This is a genomic window from Lacinutrix jangbogonensis (assembly GCF_000797445.1).
Classification (GTDB): domain Bacteria; phylum Bacteroidota; class Bacteroidia; order Flavobacteriales; family Flavobacteriaceae; genus Lacinutrix; species Lacinutrix jangbogonensis.
Genome location: NZ_JSWF01000012.1, coordinates 89665 through 109756, shown reverse-complemented (window position 1 = coordinate 109756; position 20092 = coordinate 89665). Strand labels below are relative to the sequence as shown.

Annotated in this window: 16 protein-coding genes and 1 pseudogene; 15 read left to right on the top strand and 2 right to left on the bottom strand. The window is 31.2% G+C overall.

Annotated elements, in window-relative coordinates; translation table 11 throughout:
- Positions 1-110 precede the first annotated feature (110 nt).
- Positions 111-1457 (bottom strand): sigma-54-dependent transcriptional regulator, encoded by a 1347-nt coding sequence (locus RH82_RS00575; protein WP_034057205.1) that lies wholly within the window; start codon positions 1455-1457, stop codon positions 111-113.
- Positions 1458-1659: 202 nt separating this feature from the next.
- On the opposite strand from RH82_RS00575, the gene RH82_RS00570 reads away from it, so the two are divergent.
- The 15 genes and pseudogenes from RH82_RS00570 (at position 1660) to RH82_RS17525 (ending at position 18745) form a co-directional block, all read left to right on the top strand.
- Positions 1660-2916: an efflux RND transporter periplasmic adaptor subunit gene (locus RH82_RS00570; RefSeq protein ID WP_034057203.1), complete on the top strand. Its 1257-nt coding sequence runs from the start codon at positions 1660-1662 to the stop codon at positions 2914-2916.
- 5 nt (positions 2917-2921) lie between these two features.
- Positions 2922-3605: an ABC transporter ATP-binding protein gene (locus tag RH82_RS00565; RefSeq protein WP_034057202.1), complete on the top strand. Its 684-nt coding sequence runs from the start codon at positions 2922-2924 to the stop codon at positions 3603-3605.
- Between the two features lie 11 nt (positions 3606-3616).
- Positions 3617-5953 carry an ABC transporter permease gene (locus tag RH82_RS00560; RefSeq protein ID WP_034057201.1) on the top strand — a complete coding sequence of 779 codons (2337 nt, stop codon included), beginning with the start codon at positions 3617-3619 and terminating at the stop codon, positions 5951-5953.
- A gap of 26 nt (positions 5954-5979) precedes the next feature.
- Positions 5980-7404, top strand: coding sequence for a TolC family protein (locus RH82_RS00555; protein WP_034057200.1), 1425 nt, complete (start codon positions 5980-5982; stop codon positions 7402-7404).
- 149 nt (positions 7405-7553) lie between these two features.
- Positions 7554-8729, top strand: coding sequence for a C45 family autoproteolytic acyltransferase/hydolase (locus RH82_RS00550; RefSeq protein WP_034057199.1), 1176 nt, complete (start codon positions 7554-7556; stop codon positions 8727-8729).
- A gap of 196 nt (positions 8730-8925) precedes the next feature.
- Positions 8926-10110: an alpha/beta hydrolase-fold protein gene (locus RH82_RS00545; protein ID WP_034057198.1), complete on the top strand. Its 1185-nt coding sequence runs from the start codon at positions 8926-8928 to the stop codon at positions 10108-10110.
- Positions 10111-10532: 422 nt separating this feature from the next.
- A complete protein-coding gene (locus tag RH82_RS00540; protein ID WP_034057196.1) occupies positions 10533-10745 on the top strand; it encodes a hypothetical protein in 213 nt (70 codons plus the stop codon).
- Between the two features lie 33 nt (positions 10746-10778).
- Positions 10779-11282, top strand: coding sequence for an RNA polymerase sigma factor (locus RH82_RS00535; RefSeq protein ID WP_034057194.1), 504 nt, complete (start codon positions 10779-10781; stop codon positions 11280-11282).
- A 1-nt stretch (position 11283) separates the two neighbouring features.
- Positions 11284-11925 (top strand): hypothetical protein, encoded by a 642-nt coding sequence (locus RH82_RS00530; protein WP_034057192.1) that lies wholly within the window; start codon positions 11284-11286, stop codon positions 11923-11925.
- A gap of 10 nt (positions 11926-11935) precedes the next feature.
- Positions 11936-12961, top strand: a complete 1026-nt coding sequence (locus tag RH82_RS00525; protein WP_081979146.1) for a M23 family metallopeptidase — start codon at positions 11936-11938, stop codon at positions 12959-12961.
- Between the two features lie 128 nt (positions 12962-13089).
- Positions 13090-13365, top strand: a complete 276-nt coding sequence (locus tag RH82_RS00520; RefSeq protein ID WP_034057191.1) for a hypothetical protein — start codon at positions 13090-13092, stop codon at positions 13363-13365.
- Positions 13366-13664: 299 nt separating this feature from the next.
- Positions 13665-14213, top strand: coding sequence for a hypothetical protein (locus tag RH82_RS00515; RefSeq protein WP_034057189.1), 549 nt, complete (start codon positions 13665-13667; stop codon positions 14211-14213).
- A 564-nt stretch (positions 14214-14777) separates the two neighbouring features.
- Complete coding sequence (locus RH82_RS00510) at positions 14778-16490, top strand: amidohydrolase (RefSeq protein ID WP_081979145.1); 1713 nt, start codon at positions 14778-14780, stop codon at positions 16488-16490.
- 991 nt (positions 16491-17481) lie between these two features.
- A complete protein-coding gene (locus tag RH82_RS00505; RefSeq protein WP_034057187.1) occupies positions 17482-17850 on the top strand; it encodes a hypothetical protein in 369 nt (122 codons plus the stop codon).
- Positions 17851-18019: 169 nt separating this feature from the next.
- Positions 18020-18745 (top strand): annotated as a pseudogene (locus RH82_RS17525) (bestrophin family protein).
- 355 nt (positions 18746-19100) lie between these two features.
- Here RH82_RS17525 and RH82_RS00495 read toward each other — a convergent pair.
- Positions 19101-20003 (bottom strand): TIGR01777 family oxidoreductase, encoded by a 903-nt coding sequence (locus RH82_RS00495; RefSeq protein WP_034057186.1) that lies wholly within the window; start codon positions 20001-20003, stop codon positions 19101-19103.
- Positions 20004-20092 lie beyond the last annotated feature (89 nt).

The following is a 20092-nucleotide window of genomic DNA, read 5'->3' as shown; positions in this document are numbered from 1 at the left end:
TAGAGATTAAAGCTTTCGTCTTAAAATCTAAAGTGAGCATGCCAAATGCCAAAATCAATAGCAAACAGAAAACAGCAAAGATTCTAAGTAATAGCGATAATTTATATTTTCTATAAGCCATATTTATTTAGTCTTCTATAGAGCGACGTTCTGGTAATACCTAATTCTTTTGCTGATTTTGAGATATTGCCATTATTTTTTTCTATTACTTTTAATATCGTATTTTTCTCTACAGTGTCTAACTTTAAATCTTTTACTTGTGTGGTTTCAGAATAACTTTCTATGGGTGAAAACATTAAATCTGTAGCATTTAATACATTTGTATCCATCATGATTACAGCTCTTTCAATTGCATATTGAAGTTCCCGAACATTACCAGGAAAATGATATTCTACTAGTTTTTTCATAAAACTTGTATCGAAAGAAACATTAGATTTAAAATATTTATCGGTATACACTTCAATAAAATGTTTAGCTAATAAGGTAATATCTCGATCTCGATCTCTCAATGGAGGAATAACTATTTCGACTGTATTTATTCTGTAAATTAAATCTTTCCTGAAATTATCTTCATTTGCCAGAATTTCAAGGCTAGAATTGGTAGCACAAATCAATCTAATATCTACGGGAATAGATGTATTAGAACCCAAAGGTGTTATATGTCTATTCTGAAGTACAGTTAACAATCGTGCCTGTTGTTGCAAACTTATATTACCAATTTCATCTAAAAATAAGGTACCACCTTCTGCGGCTTCAAACCGACCTTGTCTATCCTCTCTGGCGTCTGTAAAGGCCCCTTTTACATAACCAAACAATTCACTTTCAAATAATGATGCTGTTAATGCGCCAACATCAACTTTTATAAAGGGCTTATCTTTTCTTAAAGAGTTGTCATGTATAGCTTTTGCAATGAGATCTTTTCCGGTTCCATTTTCTCCAAGCACCAAAATATTAGCATCAGTTGGAGCAATTTTTTTAACCTTATAGAATACGGCTTGCATGGTATTACTTTCCCCTAATAGTCTAAGTCCATTAACTTGTGGTTTCCATTTCTTAGTTTTATTAGATTTTTTATTAGCTAATATTTCTGTTACTGAATCTAATAGTTTTTGATTTTTCCACGGTTTAACCACAAAATCTGAAGCGCCCTTTTTAAGCGCACGTACTGCCAAGTCCAAATCTCCATATGCTGTAATTAAAATAACAGCAATGTCTCTATCTATCTCTTTAATTTTAGTGAGCCAATAGATACCTTCATTACCAGTATTTATTACACTATTGTAATTCATATCTAAAATAACAATATCAAATTTATTTTTATTTAATATTGAAATAAGGTTGTTTGGATTTTTCTCAATAACAACCTCCTTAACCTTAGACTTTAATAGCATTTTCATAGCTATCAATACATCTGAGTCATCATCAATAACCAGTATGGAAGTGTTTTTCAATAACATACTTACAAAAGTATGTTTTATTAATATTCAGATGGAGAGTTTCAAGTAAAAATGTCAAAATCCAAGAAAGTGTCACTAAACCGCACACTAGTTGTATCAAAACCGTACACATCACATGCTTTAAAAAAATGTAAAAACCTAACTATAAGGTGTTTATGTTTTTGGCACGATAATCACAATTGATTTAGTAAATAAAATAATAATGGACATACCAATTACCAAGAAAAAATTTAATCCACCAAAAATTGCTATTGCTGTTGTAGCAATCCTTTTAATATCTTTTGTAATTTACTTATCAATGTCGTTTGGAGGAAACTCTACATTAAATATTGATACCGACCGTATTAAAATTAGTGAAGTTAAAAACGGTGCATTTCAAGAGAACATTCCTGTAAACGGCACTGTTTTACCCATTACAACAATCTATTTAGATGCGCTTGAAGGCGGAAGAGTTGAAGAAATTTTTGTAGAAGATGGCGCAATTATGCAACAAGGCCAACCTATTTTACGTCTTTCGAATACCGATTTAGAATTAAATCTAGTGAATCAAGAAACTTCTGTGTACAATCTATTAACTCAAATGCAGATTTCTCAAAATGCAGCTCGTGAAAACACGATAAATAAATTAAATCGAAAAACAGATGTGGAAAATGCATTCATTGAAGCCAATAGAAAATACACACTTAATAAATCACTTTATAATGAAAAGGCAATTGGAAATCAAGAATTTGAAGAAGCCAAAAACAACTATAACTACCAAAAACAACGTATGGAATTGGCTTTACAAGTCTTAAAACAAGATTCATTATCCACCACATTAGAAGCGTTTCAATCCAAAAATTCATATACTAGAACTCAGAGTGCCTTGGCATTGATGCGCAAAAAAGTTGGAGATTTAATTGTTAGAGCACCTGTTAATGGACAATTAACATCTTTAGATGCCGAAATTGGACAATCTAAAAATAAAGGAGAGCGTTTAGGACAAGTGGATGTATTAAGTGGCTTTAAGGTACGTGCTGAGATAGACGAAAATTATATTTCAAGAATTTATTCTGGACAAAATGGAACATTTGCTTTTAACGGAAATACTTATAAATTAGTGATTAAAAAAGTATACACGCAAGTTACAAATGGTCGTTTCCAAGTTGATATGCATTTCGAATCGAAAATACCAGAAGGTATACGACGTGGGCAATCTTTAAGAACTCGATTAGCATTAAGCGACGAGAAGCAAGCGGTACTAATTCCTAAAGGAAGCTTTTTTCAAAAAACAGGAGGTAATTGGATCTTTAAACTTAGTGATGATGGCAAGAGTGCCTATCGCGTAGATATTCAATTAGGAAGTCAGAATACAGAATATTATGAAGTATTAGAAGGACTTAAACCTGGAGATAAAATTATTACATCTAGTTATCAAGACTACGGAGACAAAAACGAATTAATATTAAGTAAAAAATAAACATCATGATAAAAATCAGCAACTTAGAAAAATATTTCACGACTCAAGAATACAAAACAATTGCCCTAAATAAAATTTCATTTGAAGTAAAAAAGGGAGAATTTGTATCCATCATGGGACCTTCAGGAAGTGGTAAATCTACACTACTTAACATTCTAGGTCTTTTAGATGATGCAGATGGCGGAAGCTTCATTTTTAATGATGAAGAAGTCATTAACTATAAAGAACGTCAACGAGCTCATTTAAGAAAACATAACATTGGTTTCGTATTTCAGAGCTTCAATTTAATTGATGAATTGACTGTTTTTGAAAACGTAGAATTGGCCTTAATCTACACAGGAATAAAGAAAAGCGAACGCAAAGGAAAGGTAGATGAAGTACTTGAAAGAATGCAAATTATGCATAGGCGCAGTCATTTTCCAACACAACTTTCTGGTGGTCAACAACAAAGAGTTGCAGTTGCAAGAGCTTTGGTTAATGAACCAAAACTTATTCTAGCAGATGAACCAACTGGGAATTTAGACAGTAAAACCGGGAACGAAGTAATGGAATTACTTACAGAACTGAACAATCAAGGTTCTACAATTATTATGGTTACACATAGTGAGCATGATGCAAAATACGGGAATCGCATTATACGCATGCTCGATGGCGAAAAAGTAACTGAGAGCTTATTATCTAACTATTAAGACACCTAATTATGATTACGAACTATTTTAAATTAACATGGAGAAATATTAAAGCGAATAAGGTTTTATCATTTCTTAATATTTTAGGACTGACATCTGGTTTATTTTGTTTTTTACTTATTTATTTATGGATTTCAAGTGAAAACAGTGTCAATAAATATCACGAAAATAACGATACCCTTTATTCTGCATACCTCACGACCTCTGATGGTGCAGAATATGGTTACGGAACACCATCCCTTCTATATAAGGAATTAAAAGAAAAAATCCCTGAAATTGAAAGCGTAACTGCAATGTCTAATAATGATAGAAATTACACATTCTCTAACAATAACAAGGTTTTAAAGCAAAGCGGTAAGTATGTAAGTGAAGACTATTTTAATATGTTCTCATTTAATATTTTAGAAGGAAATGCCGCTACTGCATTAAGTAGTCCTAACACTATTGCCATTTCAAAAGACATGGCAGAGTTATTTTTTGATACTGTAAAAAGTGCAGTTGGTCAATCACTAACTTTCGAAAATTCTAAAGCCTTAAAAATCTCTATGGTGTTTGATTTAGGAAGTGAGAATACTACCGAAAAAAGTGATTTTTATTTATCCTTTGACTCACTTCTGGCCGAAAACGATTGGATGTCCGAGTGGAAAAACTTTGGCACGAATACTTTTGTTCAGTTAACCAAAGGAGCAGATGTAAAACAAGTAGAACAAAAACTAAAACCGTTTTTAAAAGATTACGTTGGTGCATTCGCTATAGAACTACAGCCTTATGGAGATCGTTATTTGTATGCAGACCTTGAAAACGGTAGTGGCAAAATAGAATATGTCCGCTTATTTGGAATCATCGCATTTTTAATCATGTTGATTGCTAGTATTAATTTTATGAATTTGGCTTCTGCCGGTTCTATGAAACGAGCGAAAGAAATTGGTATAAGAAAAGTACTTGGAGCTGGAAAAGGCAGTCTAATTGGTCAGTTTTTAGGAGAAGCGATACTCTTGTCATTATCAAGTTTGTTTTTTGCTTTAATTTTTATAGCCTTGGCGCTTCCTCTTTTTAATCAAATAACAGATAAGAGTATCGATCTAGCAAACTTACCTCTATCTACTTGGGTAATGGTCTTACTTATAACACTTTTTACAGGAATATTATCTGGAAGTTACCCTGCATTTTTATTATCATCCTTTAAAGTGACTGATATTTTTAAGAAGAAAATTGAAACGAGTTCTATAACCAAATTGATTAGAAAAGCGTTGGTTGTTTTTCAATTTACAATTTCTGTTGTCTTTATAAGTTGTATGCTTATTATTTCAAAACAAATAGATTATGTTCAGAATAAAGATATCGGTTTTGAACGTGAAAGTTTACTAGCGGTAACTCTTTCCAAAGATTTACAGAAAAATTATAATGCTTTTAAAACAGGTGCTTTGCAAATTTCCGGAGTTAGTTCGGTAACAAAAACATCACATATTTTATTGGGAGCATATGGTACTTCTCCAGAAGTTATTTGGAATGGAAAAACGGATGAAGATGGTTCTTTATTTACTGGAATGGTAGGAAGTATGGATTTCATAAAAACATATGGCGCCAAATTACATATGGGAAGAGATCTAATTCATAATAATCCTGATAATATTGAATACTTGATTAATGAAAGTGCAATGAAACAAATGAAGATGGAAAATCCAGTAGGACAAACAATCTCTTTTTGGGGAAATTCTGGGACTATTGTTGGCGTTGTTAAAGATTTCCACTTTAGTTCTTTAAAAGAATCTATTTTCCCTTTAGTTATTAGAAGTGAAGGTTATGCTGAATTTAACACCGCTTTCATTAAGTACAATTCAGACCATGTACAGCAAACATTAGCTTCACTTGAGACGCTACATACCGAGTTAAACCCAGCATTCCCGTTTGAATATAAGTTTATGGATAGTGAATACAATAAACTGTATAAAAGTGAATCTACGTTTTATACATTATCAACGTTCTTCTCTATTTTAGCCATTTTAATTTCATGTTTAGGCCTTTTTGGTTTGGTCATGTTTACAGCCGAACAAAGAACAAAAGAGATTGGTATGCGAAAAGTTGTAGGAGCTTCTGTATTTGCCATTACGTCCCTTATAACAAAAGACTTTATAAAATTAATACTATTAGGAATCGTTATCGGTGTTCCTATTGCATGGTATTTCATGAATAAATGGTTAGCAAATTATGAGTACAGAATAGACATGCCATGGTGGGCTTTTATAGCCACAGGAGGACTAATAATTGGTATCGCTTTAGTAACGGTAAGCTTTGAATCCATAAAGATTGCATTAGTGAATCCAGTAAAAAGTTTAAAAAGCGATTAGGCTACAATTCATATAAATTAATAATTATGAACAAAAGGATAATACTAATTACAGGTCTTTGGTTGAGTGTGCTCAATTTTGGGTTTTCTCAAAACGTAGCAACAACCATTTATACCTTACAGAATTGTATTGATATTGCGATAGAAAATAATCTTGATCTAAAAATCAAAGAATTAAGAGCAAAATCTTCTGAAGTAAGCTTCAAAGAGACTAGAAACAAGATACTTCCTAGTTTGAATATGAATTACAACTTGGGAATCAATAATGGTCGAAGTATTGACCCGTTTACAAATAGCTTTGTAAATCAGGAACTTACTTTTTCTAATGCTGGTTTAAGTTTAGATGCAACCATTTTTAATGGCTTTAGAATCAAAAATGAGATTAAGCAAAGTAAATTTAATATGCAGGCTTCCGAAATGGAAATTAAAGAGGTAAAACAAAACCTAACACTTAAAGTTACGCTTTTATATATTCAAATTTTAAATAACAGAGATGTATTGGAACTTTCAAAAGCAAGACTTACAACAACTAAAGTCCAGCTTAAAAGATTAGAATCACAGTACAATAATGGTTTGGGAAATCCTGCTACTTTTACAGATATGAATGGACAATTCACTAGAGATCAAACAGAAATCATTACTGCTGAGAACAATTTAAAAACAGCAGTTTTAAATCTAGTAAAGCTGTTAAATATTGATATAGATTCTAAAAATGAGTTCGAAAATTATTCTGAAATTATTAATCTAGAAAAGTATCAGGCTTCTGCTAGTACTATTTATAATGATGCGCTTGAAAATTTAGCAACCTTTAAATCAAAACAGCTGAGAATTGATGCCGCAAAAACGGGAATTAAAATTGCTAGAGCAAATTACTTCCCGGAGATCTCTTTATTTGGACAATTAAATACAAACTATTCTAGTGTTGCACAATTATTTACACAAACAGGAACGTCTACTATTGAAACAGGAGATTTTGTTTCTATTAATGGTCAAGAGCAATCGGTTATGAGAAATGAGCGTCAGTTTGAAGGTTCTAGAATCAATTATAAGGATCAGTTTGACAACAACTTAAATTCTGTAGTTGGAATAACAATTAGAGTGCCTTTATTTAATGGTTTTCGAGCAAAAAATAAAATAAGAATTGAAAAAACACAACATGAAGAAGTACAAGTAAACTTGAAACAAACTAAGTTTGTTTTTAAGCAATCTATTCAACAATCCTATAATAATATGGAAACTTCCTTTAAAAGATATCAAGTTTTAAAAAGTCAGGTAGCAGCATATCAAGAGTCCTTTCGTGTTAACGAAGTACGGTTTAATAACGGTGTATCGAATAGTGTAGAATACATAACATCTAAGAATAATATGGAGACTTCTTTGTTAAATTTAAGTCAAACTAAATATGAGTATTTACTTCGAGTTAAGATCTTGGATTATTATAGAGGAATTTAATAAACAACAGCTTGTATCGTTTATGGTTTATAAATTCCCCAACGAAGATTAATGGCACTTTTAGTATCTTGGTTTTTTAAAAACTAAAAAAACCAAAGCGTTTTTACGCAACTTAGCCATGCACATTGACAATAATAAAATCAATACTTATGAAAAAATTATTTATTATACTATTCACGCTATTCTTATCCGCAGGATGTTTTGCGCAGCAAACAAACAGAGAGCTAAAAACCGTTTCTTTCTCGGGTAGTGGCTATCAACTGGGACTTCAGCATGGCAAACAACTAAAAAAGGAAATTAGAGAAATTATAACGGCCTGGAAAGAGAACACTTCAAAATCATTAGGCAAGGATGCAAATTTAGTACTCAAGAACTTTTTTGAATATGCTAAATTTGATGACGCTATTAAGAAATGGACTCCAAAACTGTATGAAGAAATTAAGGGAATTGCTGAAGGATCTGATCAGCAACTAAATGATGTTTTAGTTTTAAATCTACTAGATGAGTTTTGGGTTTATATAAATGACCTAAATAATCATCACTGTAGCGGTCTTGGTGTACCTGCAAAAAACGGGAAGCCTGGTTTCATTTCACAAAATATGGATCTTGAAAATTTTACTGATGATTTCCAGGTACTAATGCGTTTAAACAAAACCAAGAACCGTCCAGAACAACTAATTCTAACTCACCCGGGATTAATAGCTTTAAATGGATTGAACGCGCAGGGCATTGGTGTATGCGTAAACACGATTATGCAATTAAAAGCTTCTTCATCTGGATTACCTGTTGCCTTTATAATTAGACATATCATAAATACAACAGATAAAGAAGAGGTCCTTGACTTTATTCAAACCGTTAATCACGCTTCTGGACAGAATTATATTATTGGCATTAAGGGCGAAATCTATGATTTTGAGGCATCTGCGAATAAAGTGGTTCGCTACAATCCAAATAATGAAAACGGAACAGTTTATCATACCAACCATCCTGTTGCTAATGATGATTTAAAGCCTTGGTATGCAAAATACAACCCTAATTTAAATGATGAATTAAAACCTACAAAATCGAATAGCTACCTTCGGTTTAAAGCAGTTGAAAGTCGGATGGCAGACAATTTAGAAATTAGTGATGTATTAATAAAAGAAGCTTTACGTTCTAAGGATAATGTTAAAAATCCTGTTTGCCGAACCAATAATAAAGATGGAAGAGGATTTACATTTGCATCCGTTATCATGACATTTACTAAAAACCCGAATATTCAAATTCTGGCAGGTCCTCCAGATGAGTCTGATTATAAAACATTTGAATTTAGTAAAAGCCAATAATTTGTAATGCATCTAGAAGCTATGCTTCAGAAAGTCCTCGTAAGCAAATCTGTAACTATTCTTATACAAGACCTTTGGTACTTATTAGATAGAAGTTCAGTATAATCATAATTTACCTACAATTTAACATACAATGTTTAGCTAAGTATGCATATTTGGAATCAAATCAAAAGCCAATTAAAATGATCACAAAAAAGTGTTTTTATTATTTACTCTTTTATATTTAACCACAAATATAAAAGCTCAGACTATAAGTTCTAAAAACACCTTAGGTACTAATTTTACTATTAAATCGGAGATTTTAAAAGAAGATAGACAAATTCAAATATGTGTACCTGAAAGTTATGAAGAAACGGACAAAAAATTCCCTGTTTTATACATACTTGATGGCCAACGATTATTCCCATTTGGTGTAAGCTTATTAAAATCATTTACTCAATTTAGACAAACACCAGAATTTATAATTGTTGGTATTACAAATAAATACCCAAATCGTTTTGGACATTTTATTGATGATGAAAAAAAATTCTTACACTTTATAGAACAAGAAGTAATCCCATTTGTCGATACTAGTTTTCGAACCTCAAAGGAGCGTATACTATTTGGCTGGGAATATGGCGGAAGTTTCGTAATTCAAACTATGATGGATAGACCTAATCTTTTTGATGCTTATCTAGTTGCTAGTCCTTTTCCTTTGACTCATAAAATAACAGAAATAGATAACTTTCTTTCTGAAAAATCGAGTTTTGATAAAACGTTATATTTCTCGGTAAGTCCAAATGAAAATCAGGTTAATATTGGAACTGAAAAATTAGATAGTATTTTAAAACTAAAAGCGCATAAAACGTTTAATTGGTCCTACAAAAAACTAATAAATGAAGAGCATCGTTCCACTCCATATTCAACGCTTTATTCTGGTATAAAACACTTTTATCATTATTTCCCTGAATTACAATTCAATACCCTAGATGAATTTATAAATGCCGGTGGATTAGACCATGTTTATGAGTATTATCAAAAACGATCCTTAAAATATGGATTTTCTAAAGCATTGACTGATTGGACGATGTTTAGCTTAACCAGAACTGCCATTAGAGCAAATGATTATAAGCAGTTTGATGCTTTAGTCAATGAATTTAATAAAACAGAATTTATTAGTAGAATAAAAGTTAATAGAGCGTGTTCAATTGCAGAATTTTATTTAAAAAACAAACACTATAATACGTCCAAAAAAATATTTACGCTTCTAGCAGAAAAACACCCAAATTCCGAAAGACCGCTCAAAGGATTAGGCGATTCTTATAAAGCACTTCAAGATGATAGCAGTGCTTCTATATACTATAGAAAAGCTGAAAAGTTATCGGAAAACAAATCTAACTAGAGAATAATAACAAGCACCAAAAAAGCCTCTAACTTATAAATATCTTTACCACTATAATAACTGAATAGAATATTAACAAAAAACTCTATAAAATTTAGAGATCTAGCAAAACTTGGAGATTATAGAATTTAATGTAACGCTATAAATCTTTATTTTAAAAATCCACTTCGAGAGATGTAGTTATTTTGATTTTAAAGAGAAACCAAACGACTTGACTTTGTGAGAAAACCGCTAAATTCGTTTACTTATGTTTAACTTGTATTGATATTGAACCGGTTTTTTATCAACGATATCATTGGCAACAATTCAAAATTAACATACTCCAAAATAAAAAATTCAATTTTTTTTGTCATATTTTAATAAAGCCTGTCACTAAAAGAATAGAGACACATTACAACAGATGTGCATTAAATTTTAAGACTATGGTAAATACTAAAAAAACAAAACAGTTTTTAAGCAACACTTTAATTATCAATAGCATTGTTTGGGCAACCGTGATGCTTGTTTCTTCCTTTGTTTTAGGAGAAGCGTATAGTAAAATTAATTTCATTTTACTAAGTGGCTTTTTTATAGAGTTTATGAGGTATGCTTCAGCAAAAAACAAATTGGAGAAGACGGCATCAAAAAAAAACTAAGGTAACAACACATTTTTTGATATCTTTAAATACATGAGTAAATCACAAAACACGTTTGATCAACTCTTAAAAGAGAATAAACATAAAATTTACAGGATTTGTAGAATTTATGCCGCCACTCCTATAGAACCACAAGATCTTTTTCAGGAAGTAATTTTTCAAATATGGAAATCGCTCCCTAATTTTAAAGGAAATTCTTCTATTAATACTTGGGTATATCGCATTACACTAAACGTGTGTTTACGTACTAAAACGAACCTAGATAAAAGCAATAATAAAACGACACGATTAGATGCCATTCACTTTACACCGGTAACCGAAACTGTTGAGCCTCTAGAGCTAGAAAAATTCAAATATTTAAAAGAATGTATTGCCACTTTAAATGAAAGCGACACCTCTATTATTGTAATGTATTTAGATGAATTATCGTATAAAGAAATGGCAGAAATAATAGGGCTATCAGAAAACCATATTGCCGTAAAAATGAAGAGAATACGAAAAAAATTGTTTGAATGTATTACACCAAAACTCAATTAGCATGTTAGAACAAGAACTAAAAAACATCTGGAAGAATTCTTCGGAAACAGCTCAAATAAGCATTGAAACCGATCGCTTGGTAAAGGAGTTTGATACAAAGATGACAAATATTCAAAAGAAGATTAGAAAAAGAGATGTGAGAGAAATTTCTGCTTCAGTATTTGGAATACTACTTTTTAGCTATTTCGTGTATGAAATCCCGTTTACAATTACCAAACTCTCTTGTTTCTTATCTATTCTATGGTTTATATATGTTATTTATAAATTCAAAAAATCAAATCAAAAAAATTCATCTGAGAATCTAACATTACCGATTAAAGAGCAACTCGACCATAAAAAACAGTTAATGCAACACCAATTAAAACTATTAAATTCTGCAGGCTATTGGTATGCTGGCCCTTCTTTTATTACAAACTTTATATTTATTATCGGGTTAGAAAATCCTGCTGATTATAATTGGACCAACAGCATAGCAGAAAACCTATTACCATTAACATTTAACGCCAAATTAGGCACTATAATAGGTCTAGGTGTCTTTTATCTTATTACTATAGGGGTTCACAAAATAGCCGCTAAAAAAGACGTACAACCAATTTTAAAAACCATCGAGGATATTCAGCAGCAGCTAAACAACTCAAATTAATATAACAATAATGAAAATATTCATCATATTTATACTAACAATTCTACTTACAAATACTACAATAGCACAACAAGAAACTGCTATTTCTAAAGCTGTAGCTAATGAATTTCAAAAAAAATACAGTGCTAATGATTACGAAGGTATTTTTAACATGTTTGCTCAAGAGATGAAAAAAATTATGCCACATGATAAAGCACTTGCTTTTTTAAACGGATTACAAACCGAAGCAGGCAATATAACAGAGCGAAAGTTTATAAAATACCCACAGGCCAATGTAGCCTTATACAAAACAACATTTGAACGTGTTGTTGTGGCACTATTTATTTCTGTAGATGCAAAATCCAAAATCAATGGGTTGATGGTGAAACCCTATGTAATAGAAAAGCTACCTAAACTTAAAAGGAATACTTCTAAACTTATATTGCCTTTTAAAGAGGAGTGGACGGTTTTTTGGGGTGGAGATACTAAAGAACAAAACTACCATGTTGCGTATAAGGCTCAAAAAAATGCATTTGATTTAGTAATTACTGATTCTTCTGGTAAAAATTACAAAAACGACGGAAAAATCAACGAAGATTATTATGCCTTTGGCAAAGACTTAATAGCACCTACAAACGGCGAAGTTGTGCTGGTTGTAGATGGTGTAAAAGACAATAAACCGGGAGTAACAAACCCAAATTATGTACCTGGAAATACTGTAATTATAAAAACGAATAATAACGAATATTTATTCTTTGCACATTTCAAACAGCATTCAATAAAAGTAAAACAAGGACAAAAAGTACAACAAGGAGATTTGCTAGGTTTATGTGGAAATTCGGGCAACACTACAGAGCCACATTTGCATTTTCATATTCAGAACGTAGAAGATATGAATATTGCTACTGGAGCAAAAGCATATTTTGAAGAGATTTTAGTTAATGGAGTACTAATAAAGGAACATTCGCCTGTTAAATTTGAGAAAGTAAAAAACCTCCACATTGTCAAAAAAACAAAAAAAAAAACATTAGCCGTAATTCTAAAGTTTGAACCATAATTGTCATTCAAATTAAAAAAGAAAATTATTATTTTTACAACTTTTCACATTTCTTTTACATTTTTTTGACACTTTTTTTCTGAAGAGGGAATAGTTTTACCAAAAGCTAAAACTCAAAATTAAACATCATGAAAAAAAGCATTCTAGTATTCCTGTTTTTCTGCATCTATACCATTACGGTAAGCGCGCAGGAAAAACATCAAATAGACCTTTCGAAAAGTACGCTAACTTGGAATGGAAGTAAACTCTTTGGTTTTGGAAGTCACGAAGGAACTATAAATTTTAAAGAAGGAAAAATTATTAAAAATAATAATAAAATTATCGGAGGCGAATTTACAATTGATATGAATTCAATAAAATCAAATGAGAAAGAAACCAGGGTGAAAAACCTTATAGATCAATAAAAAGGAAAAGATTTTTTTAATGTAAAGTTTAACCCAATATCAAAATTAGTTTTCACAAAAGTAAAAGATGTTGGAGACAGCTATTTACAAATTACAGCAAACCTTACTATAAACAAAGTAACGAAATTAGTTTTTTTTTGTAGCAAAATTAAATGATGCAAAAACACAATTAAATACGCGATTAAAAATTGATAGAACAGACTGGAATATTACATATAAATCACAAGGAGTAACAAGCATAAAAGACCAAATCATTTCTGATGCTATTGCCTTTAAAGCAACCTTAATCTTTTAACAAAATGAAAAATAAAATCATCGCACTAATTACACTATTATTACTTTGTTCTGTGCCTATTTTTGCACAAAAAACTGAATTTAATTTAATAAAACTTGATTCTACTTGGGGACAAGAAGTACTTCGTTTTCCAGCAAGACATATGGATTACATAGGAGTTGGAGAAGTAAGATTCCCACCTAAAGGCTGGATAAAGCCAGAACATACATTTTTTTGGTCTTACACGTATGCATGGAGCATCAATGTAAACCGAAAAATCACAAAACAAGAGTTAGAACTAGATTTAGTTAAATATTTTAATAGCCTAAATAAGGTGGATATGGATGCTACAACAGATAAACGAAAAGCATCCGCAAAAGTCACCAAAATTAAAAAAAGAAAATCCACTACTTTTTTTAAAGGATATGTTAAGACATATGATCGTTTTGCAACTAACAATCTAATTACTTTAAATGTTTTAATTGAAAGTCACTATTGTAAAAAAGAAAAAAAACAGTCATTCTATTTAAGTTTTCACCTAAAGCATTTAAACATAAAGTATGGAACACGCTGAATGAAATAGAGCTGTATTCCAGTGTTTGTTCTGAATAATATAAGATTCCTCTTCAAAAGCTCCACTTAATACTTTCAAGCAAAATATATTTTAATTTGAGTAACACTCGAGATGTTATTAAATCCCATATTAATAACCGTTTTTCAGTCCAATAAAAAGAAGGATTTGATAAAAAAGATTACCGCAATTAATACAGACACTACTATAAACTAGTTGGGAAACTAAAAGTTTTTCATAATTGGATTTGGCGTAACAAAACTATAAACAACGTCTAATTTATGTTGACGTAAAATTTATAAATCCTAAAAACTTGGTGATTGTATGATTAAAGTTAATGCAGAATTACAATCTCTATTAAAACGAAGAAAGCTTAATTAAGCTTTTAAAAAGCCACATCAAAAGATATGGCTTTTTTGTTTTCAAGCACAAACGTGCTACTTGACTTTGTCAAAAAAAACTACTAACTTCGTTTGCTTGTGCTCAACTCGTTTCAGTAGCATCTGATAAAAAACATTGAAACGCTTTTTTATCAATGAAATATTAGTAATCATTAAAAACACACATATGAAAGCAAAGAAAAACTTATTACTACTATTGGGAATCATAGTCCTATTCTCGTGTAATGAAACCGAAAAAAAACAAATAGAAAATACGGCACAAGTATATTTTGGTGGAGATATTATTACCATGAAAGGAATATCTCCTGAATACGCAGAAGCCTTAGTAGAAAATAATGGTAAAATTATTTTTGTTGGTTCATTAGAAATGGCTAAATCAATTGCAGGTGAAAATTATAATCAAAAAAATCTTGAAGGAAAAACTCTCCTCCCAGGGTTTCTAGATGGGCATAGTCATTATAGTAATTCTCTTATGGTAGCCAACCAATGTATGTTGTATGCTCCACCTTCAGGTTCTGGTGCTGATGTACCTAGCATTATTGCCACGCTCAAAAAATTTGCATCTGAGCGCGATGTAAAGGATGGAGAAATGATAACGGGTTATGGTTATGACGACACGGTAATGCCGAATGGTCGCCTTTTAAACAGAGATGATTTAGATAAAGCCTTCCCTAATAATCCAGTAAGAATAGACCATGTTTCTATGCATGGTACAGTTCTAAATAGCAAAGCTATGGATTACTATGATATAAGTGCTGAAACAGAAACACCTTCTGGTGGAATAATAGTAAGAAAACCAGGTACAAATGAACCTTATGGTTTAATAATGGAAACTGCTTATAAACCTATCGCCGAGAAAATAGAGAAGATGACTTTAGAGCAAGAGATTGAAGCGACCAAAGCTGGACAAATGTTATACGCAAAAGAAGGGATAACTACCGCACAAGAAGGATTCACACTTATTGATAATCTTGAAACAATTAAAGCTGTATCAGATGCTGGTGTCAATATCATAGATGTAGTTGCCTATCCTTTTGTTACGGAAATAGACAAATCATTTGAGCTTATTCCTCAATCTCAATGGTTAAAATATAATAACAACTTTAAAATTGGAGGCATAAAGATTACTATAGATGGATCTCCACAAGGTAGAACCGCTGCTTTTACTACTCCTTATTTAACAGGTGGACCTGCTGGCGAAAAAAATTGGCATGGCGAGCTCACCTTTTCAAAAGAATTGGTCAATAAAGCAGTAAAACGTGTTTATGACTTGAAATTACCACTTATACTTCACTGTAATGGAGATGCTGCAATAGACACTTTCCTTGAGTCATATGAATATGTGCGTAATGGTGATTATAGCCAACCTTGGAATGTTACCACTATCCATACCCAGTTTATGCGAAAAGATCATATCTCAAAATTTGTGAAATTCGGAATACGTCCTTCATTTTACACATTACATACATATTATTTTTATGAAGCTCACCTTGCCAACCGAGGTTTAGAACAAGCACAATATATAAGCCCAATGCGTGATGCCATTGATGCAGGTTTAAAACCTAGCAATCATACAGATTTTGTGGTAGCACCATTAGATCAGATGTTTATGTTGTATTCTGCTGTAAATAGAATTTCTAGAGCTGGCGCAAAAGTAGGAAGTAGTCAAAGAGTAACGCCCTTTGAAGGACTTTTAACAATGACGCGATATACTGCTGAACAATATGATGAAATTGATTCTAAAGGGACTTTAGAAATTGGAAAAAGAGCTGATTTAGTGATTTTAGATAAAAACCCTTTAAAAACAGACCCTTTAAAAATAAAAGATATTAAAGTAGTTGAAACCATAAAAGATGGAAAAACCATTTTCAAAGAATAACTATTACCAACAATAGATATAATTATTTACGTGTTCTAGCCGGCTTGGAAATTCCTGCGGAATTTCCTGTGGTTGGTTCTTTTATTAATTTAGTTGCTCGCCAACCAATTAACTTTACACAGAACCTTCATTAAACAAATGCCTTTATAGCCGATTTTAAATTAGTATGCGTAAACTCAAAACCTGGAGATTACAAGATTAAAAGTAGTCCAGAGTAAAAACCTGTTTTAAAGCAAAGAGAGCATAATTAGATTATGATAAATTATTATAAAAAGCCACTTCCTTCGATATGGGCTTTTTGTTTTCTAGAACAAACAAGCGACTTGACTTTGTAAAAAAAAAAAACATTAACTTCGTTTACGTGTGCTGAACAAATTTCAGTAACATCTGTTAAAAACATTAACTTCGTTTACTTGTGCTGAACAAATTTCAGTAACATCTGTTAAAAACATTACAACGATTTTTTATCAGAGAAACGTTGTATGTAATTATCACAAAAAGAATAGAATTATGATAAAAAAAACTTTTCAAAAAAAAACCCTTTTTATACTTGCGATAATTTTCTCTCCTTCAATGTGCTCCCAAGATGATGTTATTCTTAAAAGTGATGGCAATGAAATGCAAGGTAAAGTCTTATAAATAAAGAAGATCTTCAATTTATTTACAAAAACGAAACTATAGATCACACTGTTAATAAAGCAGATATTTTAAAAATCACATTGAACTCTGGTAGAATTGAATTCTTCAATAAAAAAGCGACTACCTCAAATTCAAACTTAAAAGAACATCATAATAAAGTAGCAATTCTACCCTTTGGATATATTAAAGGCCTTGAAACGAGTAACGCAATAATGACTAAAAAAAAGCTCAACAAGAGACGTATACAATTTTCAAAAAAAGGGCAATAATTCTGAAGTTTCAAGATCCTACAACAACAAATGCATTACTGACAACAGCCGGAGTCAATAATAACAATGTAGAAGGCTATACAATGGGTGAAATATGTAATATATTAAATGTGGAATACGTTGTTCAAGGATTAGTTATTATTGATAAATCTACAGCGACCCAATATAACAATACCACAACGACATCTAAAAACAAAAGAGCCTATATAGATCGCAAAGGAAATATTGTAGGAGATATTTGGAATAACACGGGAAACAACAAAAAAACCAGAAACAGTAGCAGTTATAGTACTGCAACACAAAATTATTCGACAAATATTACTATGAATGTGTTTAGTGATAAAGGTGACAACGTTTATACCAAAGAACATGCTTCTTTTTGGCAAACTGCAGATGCTTATAAAATTACATTAGCATTTCTTGCCAAACGGACACCCATATATAAACGATAAAAGTATTTTAGTTTGAATGAATTATGATATCAATTAAAACTATGCACAAAAACTTTTATAGTTCACTGCTGTTTTTGTGCCTACTCGTTTTCTTTTATTAATTTAGTGCTAGCAAACGCAACTAAGCATAAAAGAACTCGTTGAGTGTAATGTTGACCAAAATAAAATTATGATTTTAGAAAAAAGAATACCTATTAAATATTGGTTCAATTCTATTAAATGGAACATACTAATAGTTTCCGTTTTTTCAACGATAGTCTATTTTTTATCGAAATATTTTATTGATATTGATATTCCTATTTCAGTTGGAGCATTTTTAGGAACAGCTATAGCCTTATTACTATCTTTTAAGTTAAGTCATTCTTATGATAGATGGTGGTAAGCTAGAAAAATTTGGGGATCCATTGTTAATGATTCAAGAACGTTTGTACTGCAACTTAAAGGATTTACAAAAAGTGGAAGTAAAGAAATAACAGACAAGATGGCCTATAGACAAATTGCTTGGTGCTATTCTTATTCACAGAATTTAAGAAATGAAGATGCTTCTAAAAATATAAATGAATTTATATCCCAACAAGAATTAAAATCTATTAGAGATCAAAATAATATTCCCTTAGCTTTATTAAATAACCAGTCTCAAGGTTTATCTCATTTACATGAAGAAAAGCTAATCAATGATTACCAACAAATCCAAATAGATAATACCCTTGTAAAACTTTGTGCGTCTATGGGCCAAGCAGAACGAATAAAAAACACTGATTTCCCAAAAACATACAGATTGACTTTACACCTTTTTATCTATATTTTTTTAGTCTCACTTTCATTAGCATTAACGAAAATGCACAGTCTAATTGAAATACCAATTATGGTTTTCATCTCTATTCCTTTTTTTTAGTCCAAAAAATAGCATACAACATTCAAAACCCATTTGAAAATAAGCCTACAGACACTCCAATGACAAGTATTTCTAGAACAATAGAAATTAATATCAAAGAACAATTGGGTGTTGAAAATGTGCCTGAACCCATAACTACAGATACGTTTTATATTTTATAAAAAAAAACGATACAAAACAACCTTAGCACTTTCTTTTTGTTCTTTATGTTCTTTATGTTCTTTATGCTCTTTATGTTCTTTATGTTCTTTATGTTCTTTATGTTCTTTATGTTCTTTATGTTCTTTATGTTTAGACTATCAATTTATATATAATAAAGCCAACTTAAGACACACAACATGTTAAACAAATCTTCCTAAACCAATGCCTCCAAAGCCGATTCTAAATGAGCATACTTAAACTTAAAACCTGTATTCTCAATTTTTTTTGAGCTTACACGCTGGCTTTCAAATAAAATAATATGCATGTCGCCAAGCATTAATTTCAAGGCAAACTTTGGGATATTTGGTAATATTAAAGGCCTGTTTAATTGCTTTGCAATAGCTTTTGTAATGGTTTTATTGGTTGCTGGCTTTGGTGCAACACCATTATAAACGCCTTCTAATTTATGCTCTAAGACATGTGTGAAAATGTTTGCTAAATCTTCTAAATGAATCCAAGACATCCATTGCTCGCCCGTTCCCATTACTGCTCCAGCTCCAAATCTTATTGGTTTTGATAACTCGGGATAAGCACCTCCTTTATTAGAAAACACAATACCTATTCTTACTTTAGAAACAGCAATATTTAAAGATTTAAATGTATCGATTGCTCCTTCCCATTTTTCTACTACTTGCCCAAGAAAAGAATCGCTAATTTGTTTTTCGCCTTCAGAATAATAGTTAGTTAACGAATCTGGGTAATAGCCAATGGCACTTGCTGAGATAATTTGGACTATGGTATTGGGATTGTTTTTTACAGTGTCGTGAAGTAAAGCGGTCGTTTCTAATCTGCTACTTATAATCGCTTGCTTATGTGCTTTTGTCCAACGCTTAGAAATACTTGCTCCTACGAGATGAATAATAGCATCGACGTCTTTAATACAATCTACATCTATTTCAGCTCGACTTGGATTCCAATAAAAACCTTGATAATTAGCTGTACATTCTATTTTAGATTTACTTGTTGTTAAGTAATTTACAACAATGCCTTTAGCGTGACATTTTTTTACGATTTCACTTCCAATTAATCCTGTTGCTCCTGTAATGAGTACACGCATTTCTTTTTTTTATAAAAATACGATACTAGTTTTTAGGATGAAATAGCTTTAACATTTGTTTAGTTAAAAGCAAGTGTTTCGATTATTGG

Bases quoted from the DNA above. Each gene is read 5' to 3' on its own strand.
- RH82_RS00555 (WP_034057200.1), top strand. From the start codon at position 5,980: ATGAACAAAAGGATAATACTAATTACAGGTCTTTGGTTGAGTGTGCTC.
- RH82_RS00530 (WP_034057192.1), top strand. From the start codon at position 11,284: ATGTTAGAACAAGAACTAAAAAACATCTGGAAGAATTCTTCGGAAACA.
- RH82_RS00515 (WP_034057189.1), top strand. From the start codon at position 13,665: ATGAAAAATAAAATCATCGCACTAATTACACTATTATTACTTTGTTCT.
- RH82_RS00495 (WP_034057186.1), bottom strand. From the start codon at position 20,003: ATGCGTGTACTCATTACAGGAGCAACAGGATTAATTGGAAGTGAAATC.
- RH82_RS00525 (WP_081979146.1), top strand. From the start codon at position 11,936: ATGAAAATATTCATCATATTTATACTAACAATTCTACTTACAAATACT.
- RH82_RS00540 (WP_034057196.1), top strand. From the start codon at position 10,533: ATGGTAAATACTAAAAAAACAAAACAGTTTTTAAGCAACACTTTAATT.
- RH82_RS00510 (WP_081979145.1), top strand. From the start codon at position 14,778: ATGAAAGCAAAGAAAAACTTATTACTACTATTGGGAATCATAGTCCTA.
- RH82_RS00565 (WP_034057202.1), top strand. From the start codon at position 2,922: ATGATAAAAATCAGCAACTTAGAAAAATATTTCACGACTCAAGAATAC.
- RH82_RS00520 (WP_034057191.1), top strand. From the start codon at position 13,090: ATGAAAAAAAGCATTCTAGTATTCCTGTTTTTCTGCATCTATACCATT.
- RH82_RS00570 (WP_034057203.1), top strand. From the start codon at position 1,660: ATGGACATACCAATTACCAAGAAAAAATTTAATCCACCAAAAATTGCT.
- RH82_RS00550 (WP_034057199.1), top strand. From the start codon at position 7,554: ATGAAAAAATTATTTATTATACTATTCACGCTATTCTTATCCGCAGGA.
- RH82_RS00505 (WP_034057187.1), top strand. From the start codon at position 17,482: ATGGGTGAAATATGTAATATATTAAATGTGGAATACGTTGTTCAAGGA.
- RH82_RS00560 (WP_034057201.1), top strand. From the start codon at position 3,617: ATGATTACGAACTATTTTAAATTAACATGGAGAAATATTAAAGCGAAT.
- RH82_RS00535 (WP_034057194.1), top strand. From the start codon at position 10,779: ATGAGTAAATCACAAAACACGTTTGATCAACTCTTAAAAGAGAATAAA.
- RH82_RS00575 (WP_034057205.1), bottom strand. From the start codon at position 1,457: ATGTTATTGAAAAACACTTCCATACTGGTTATTGATGATGACTCAGAT.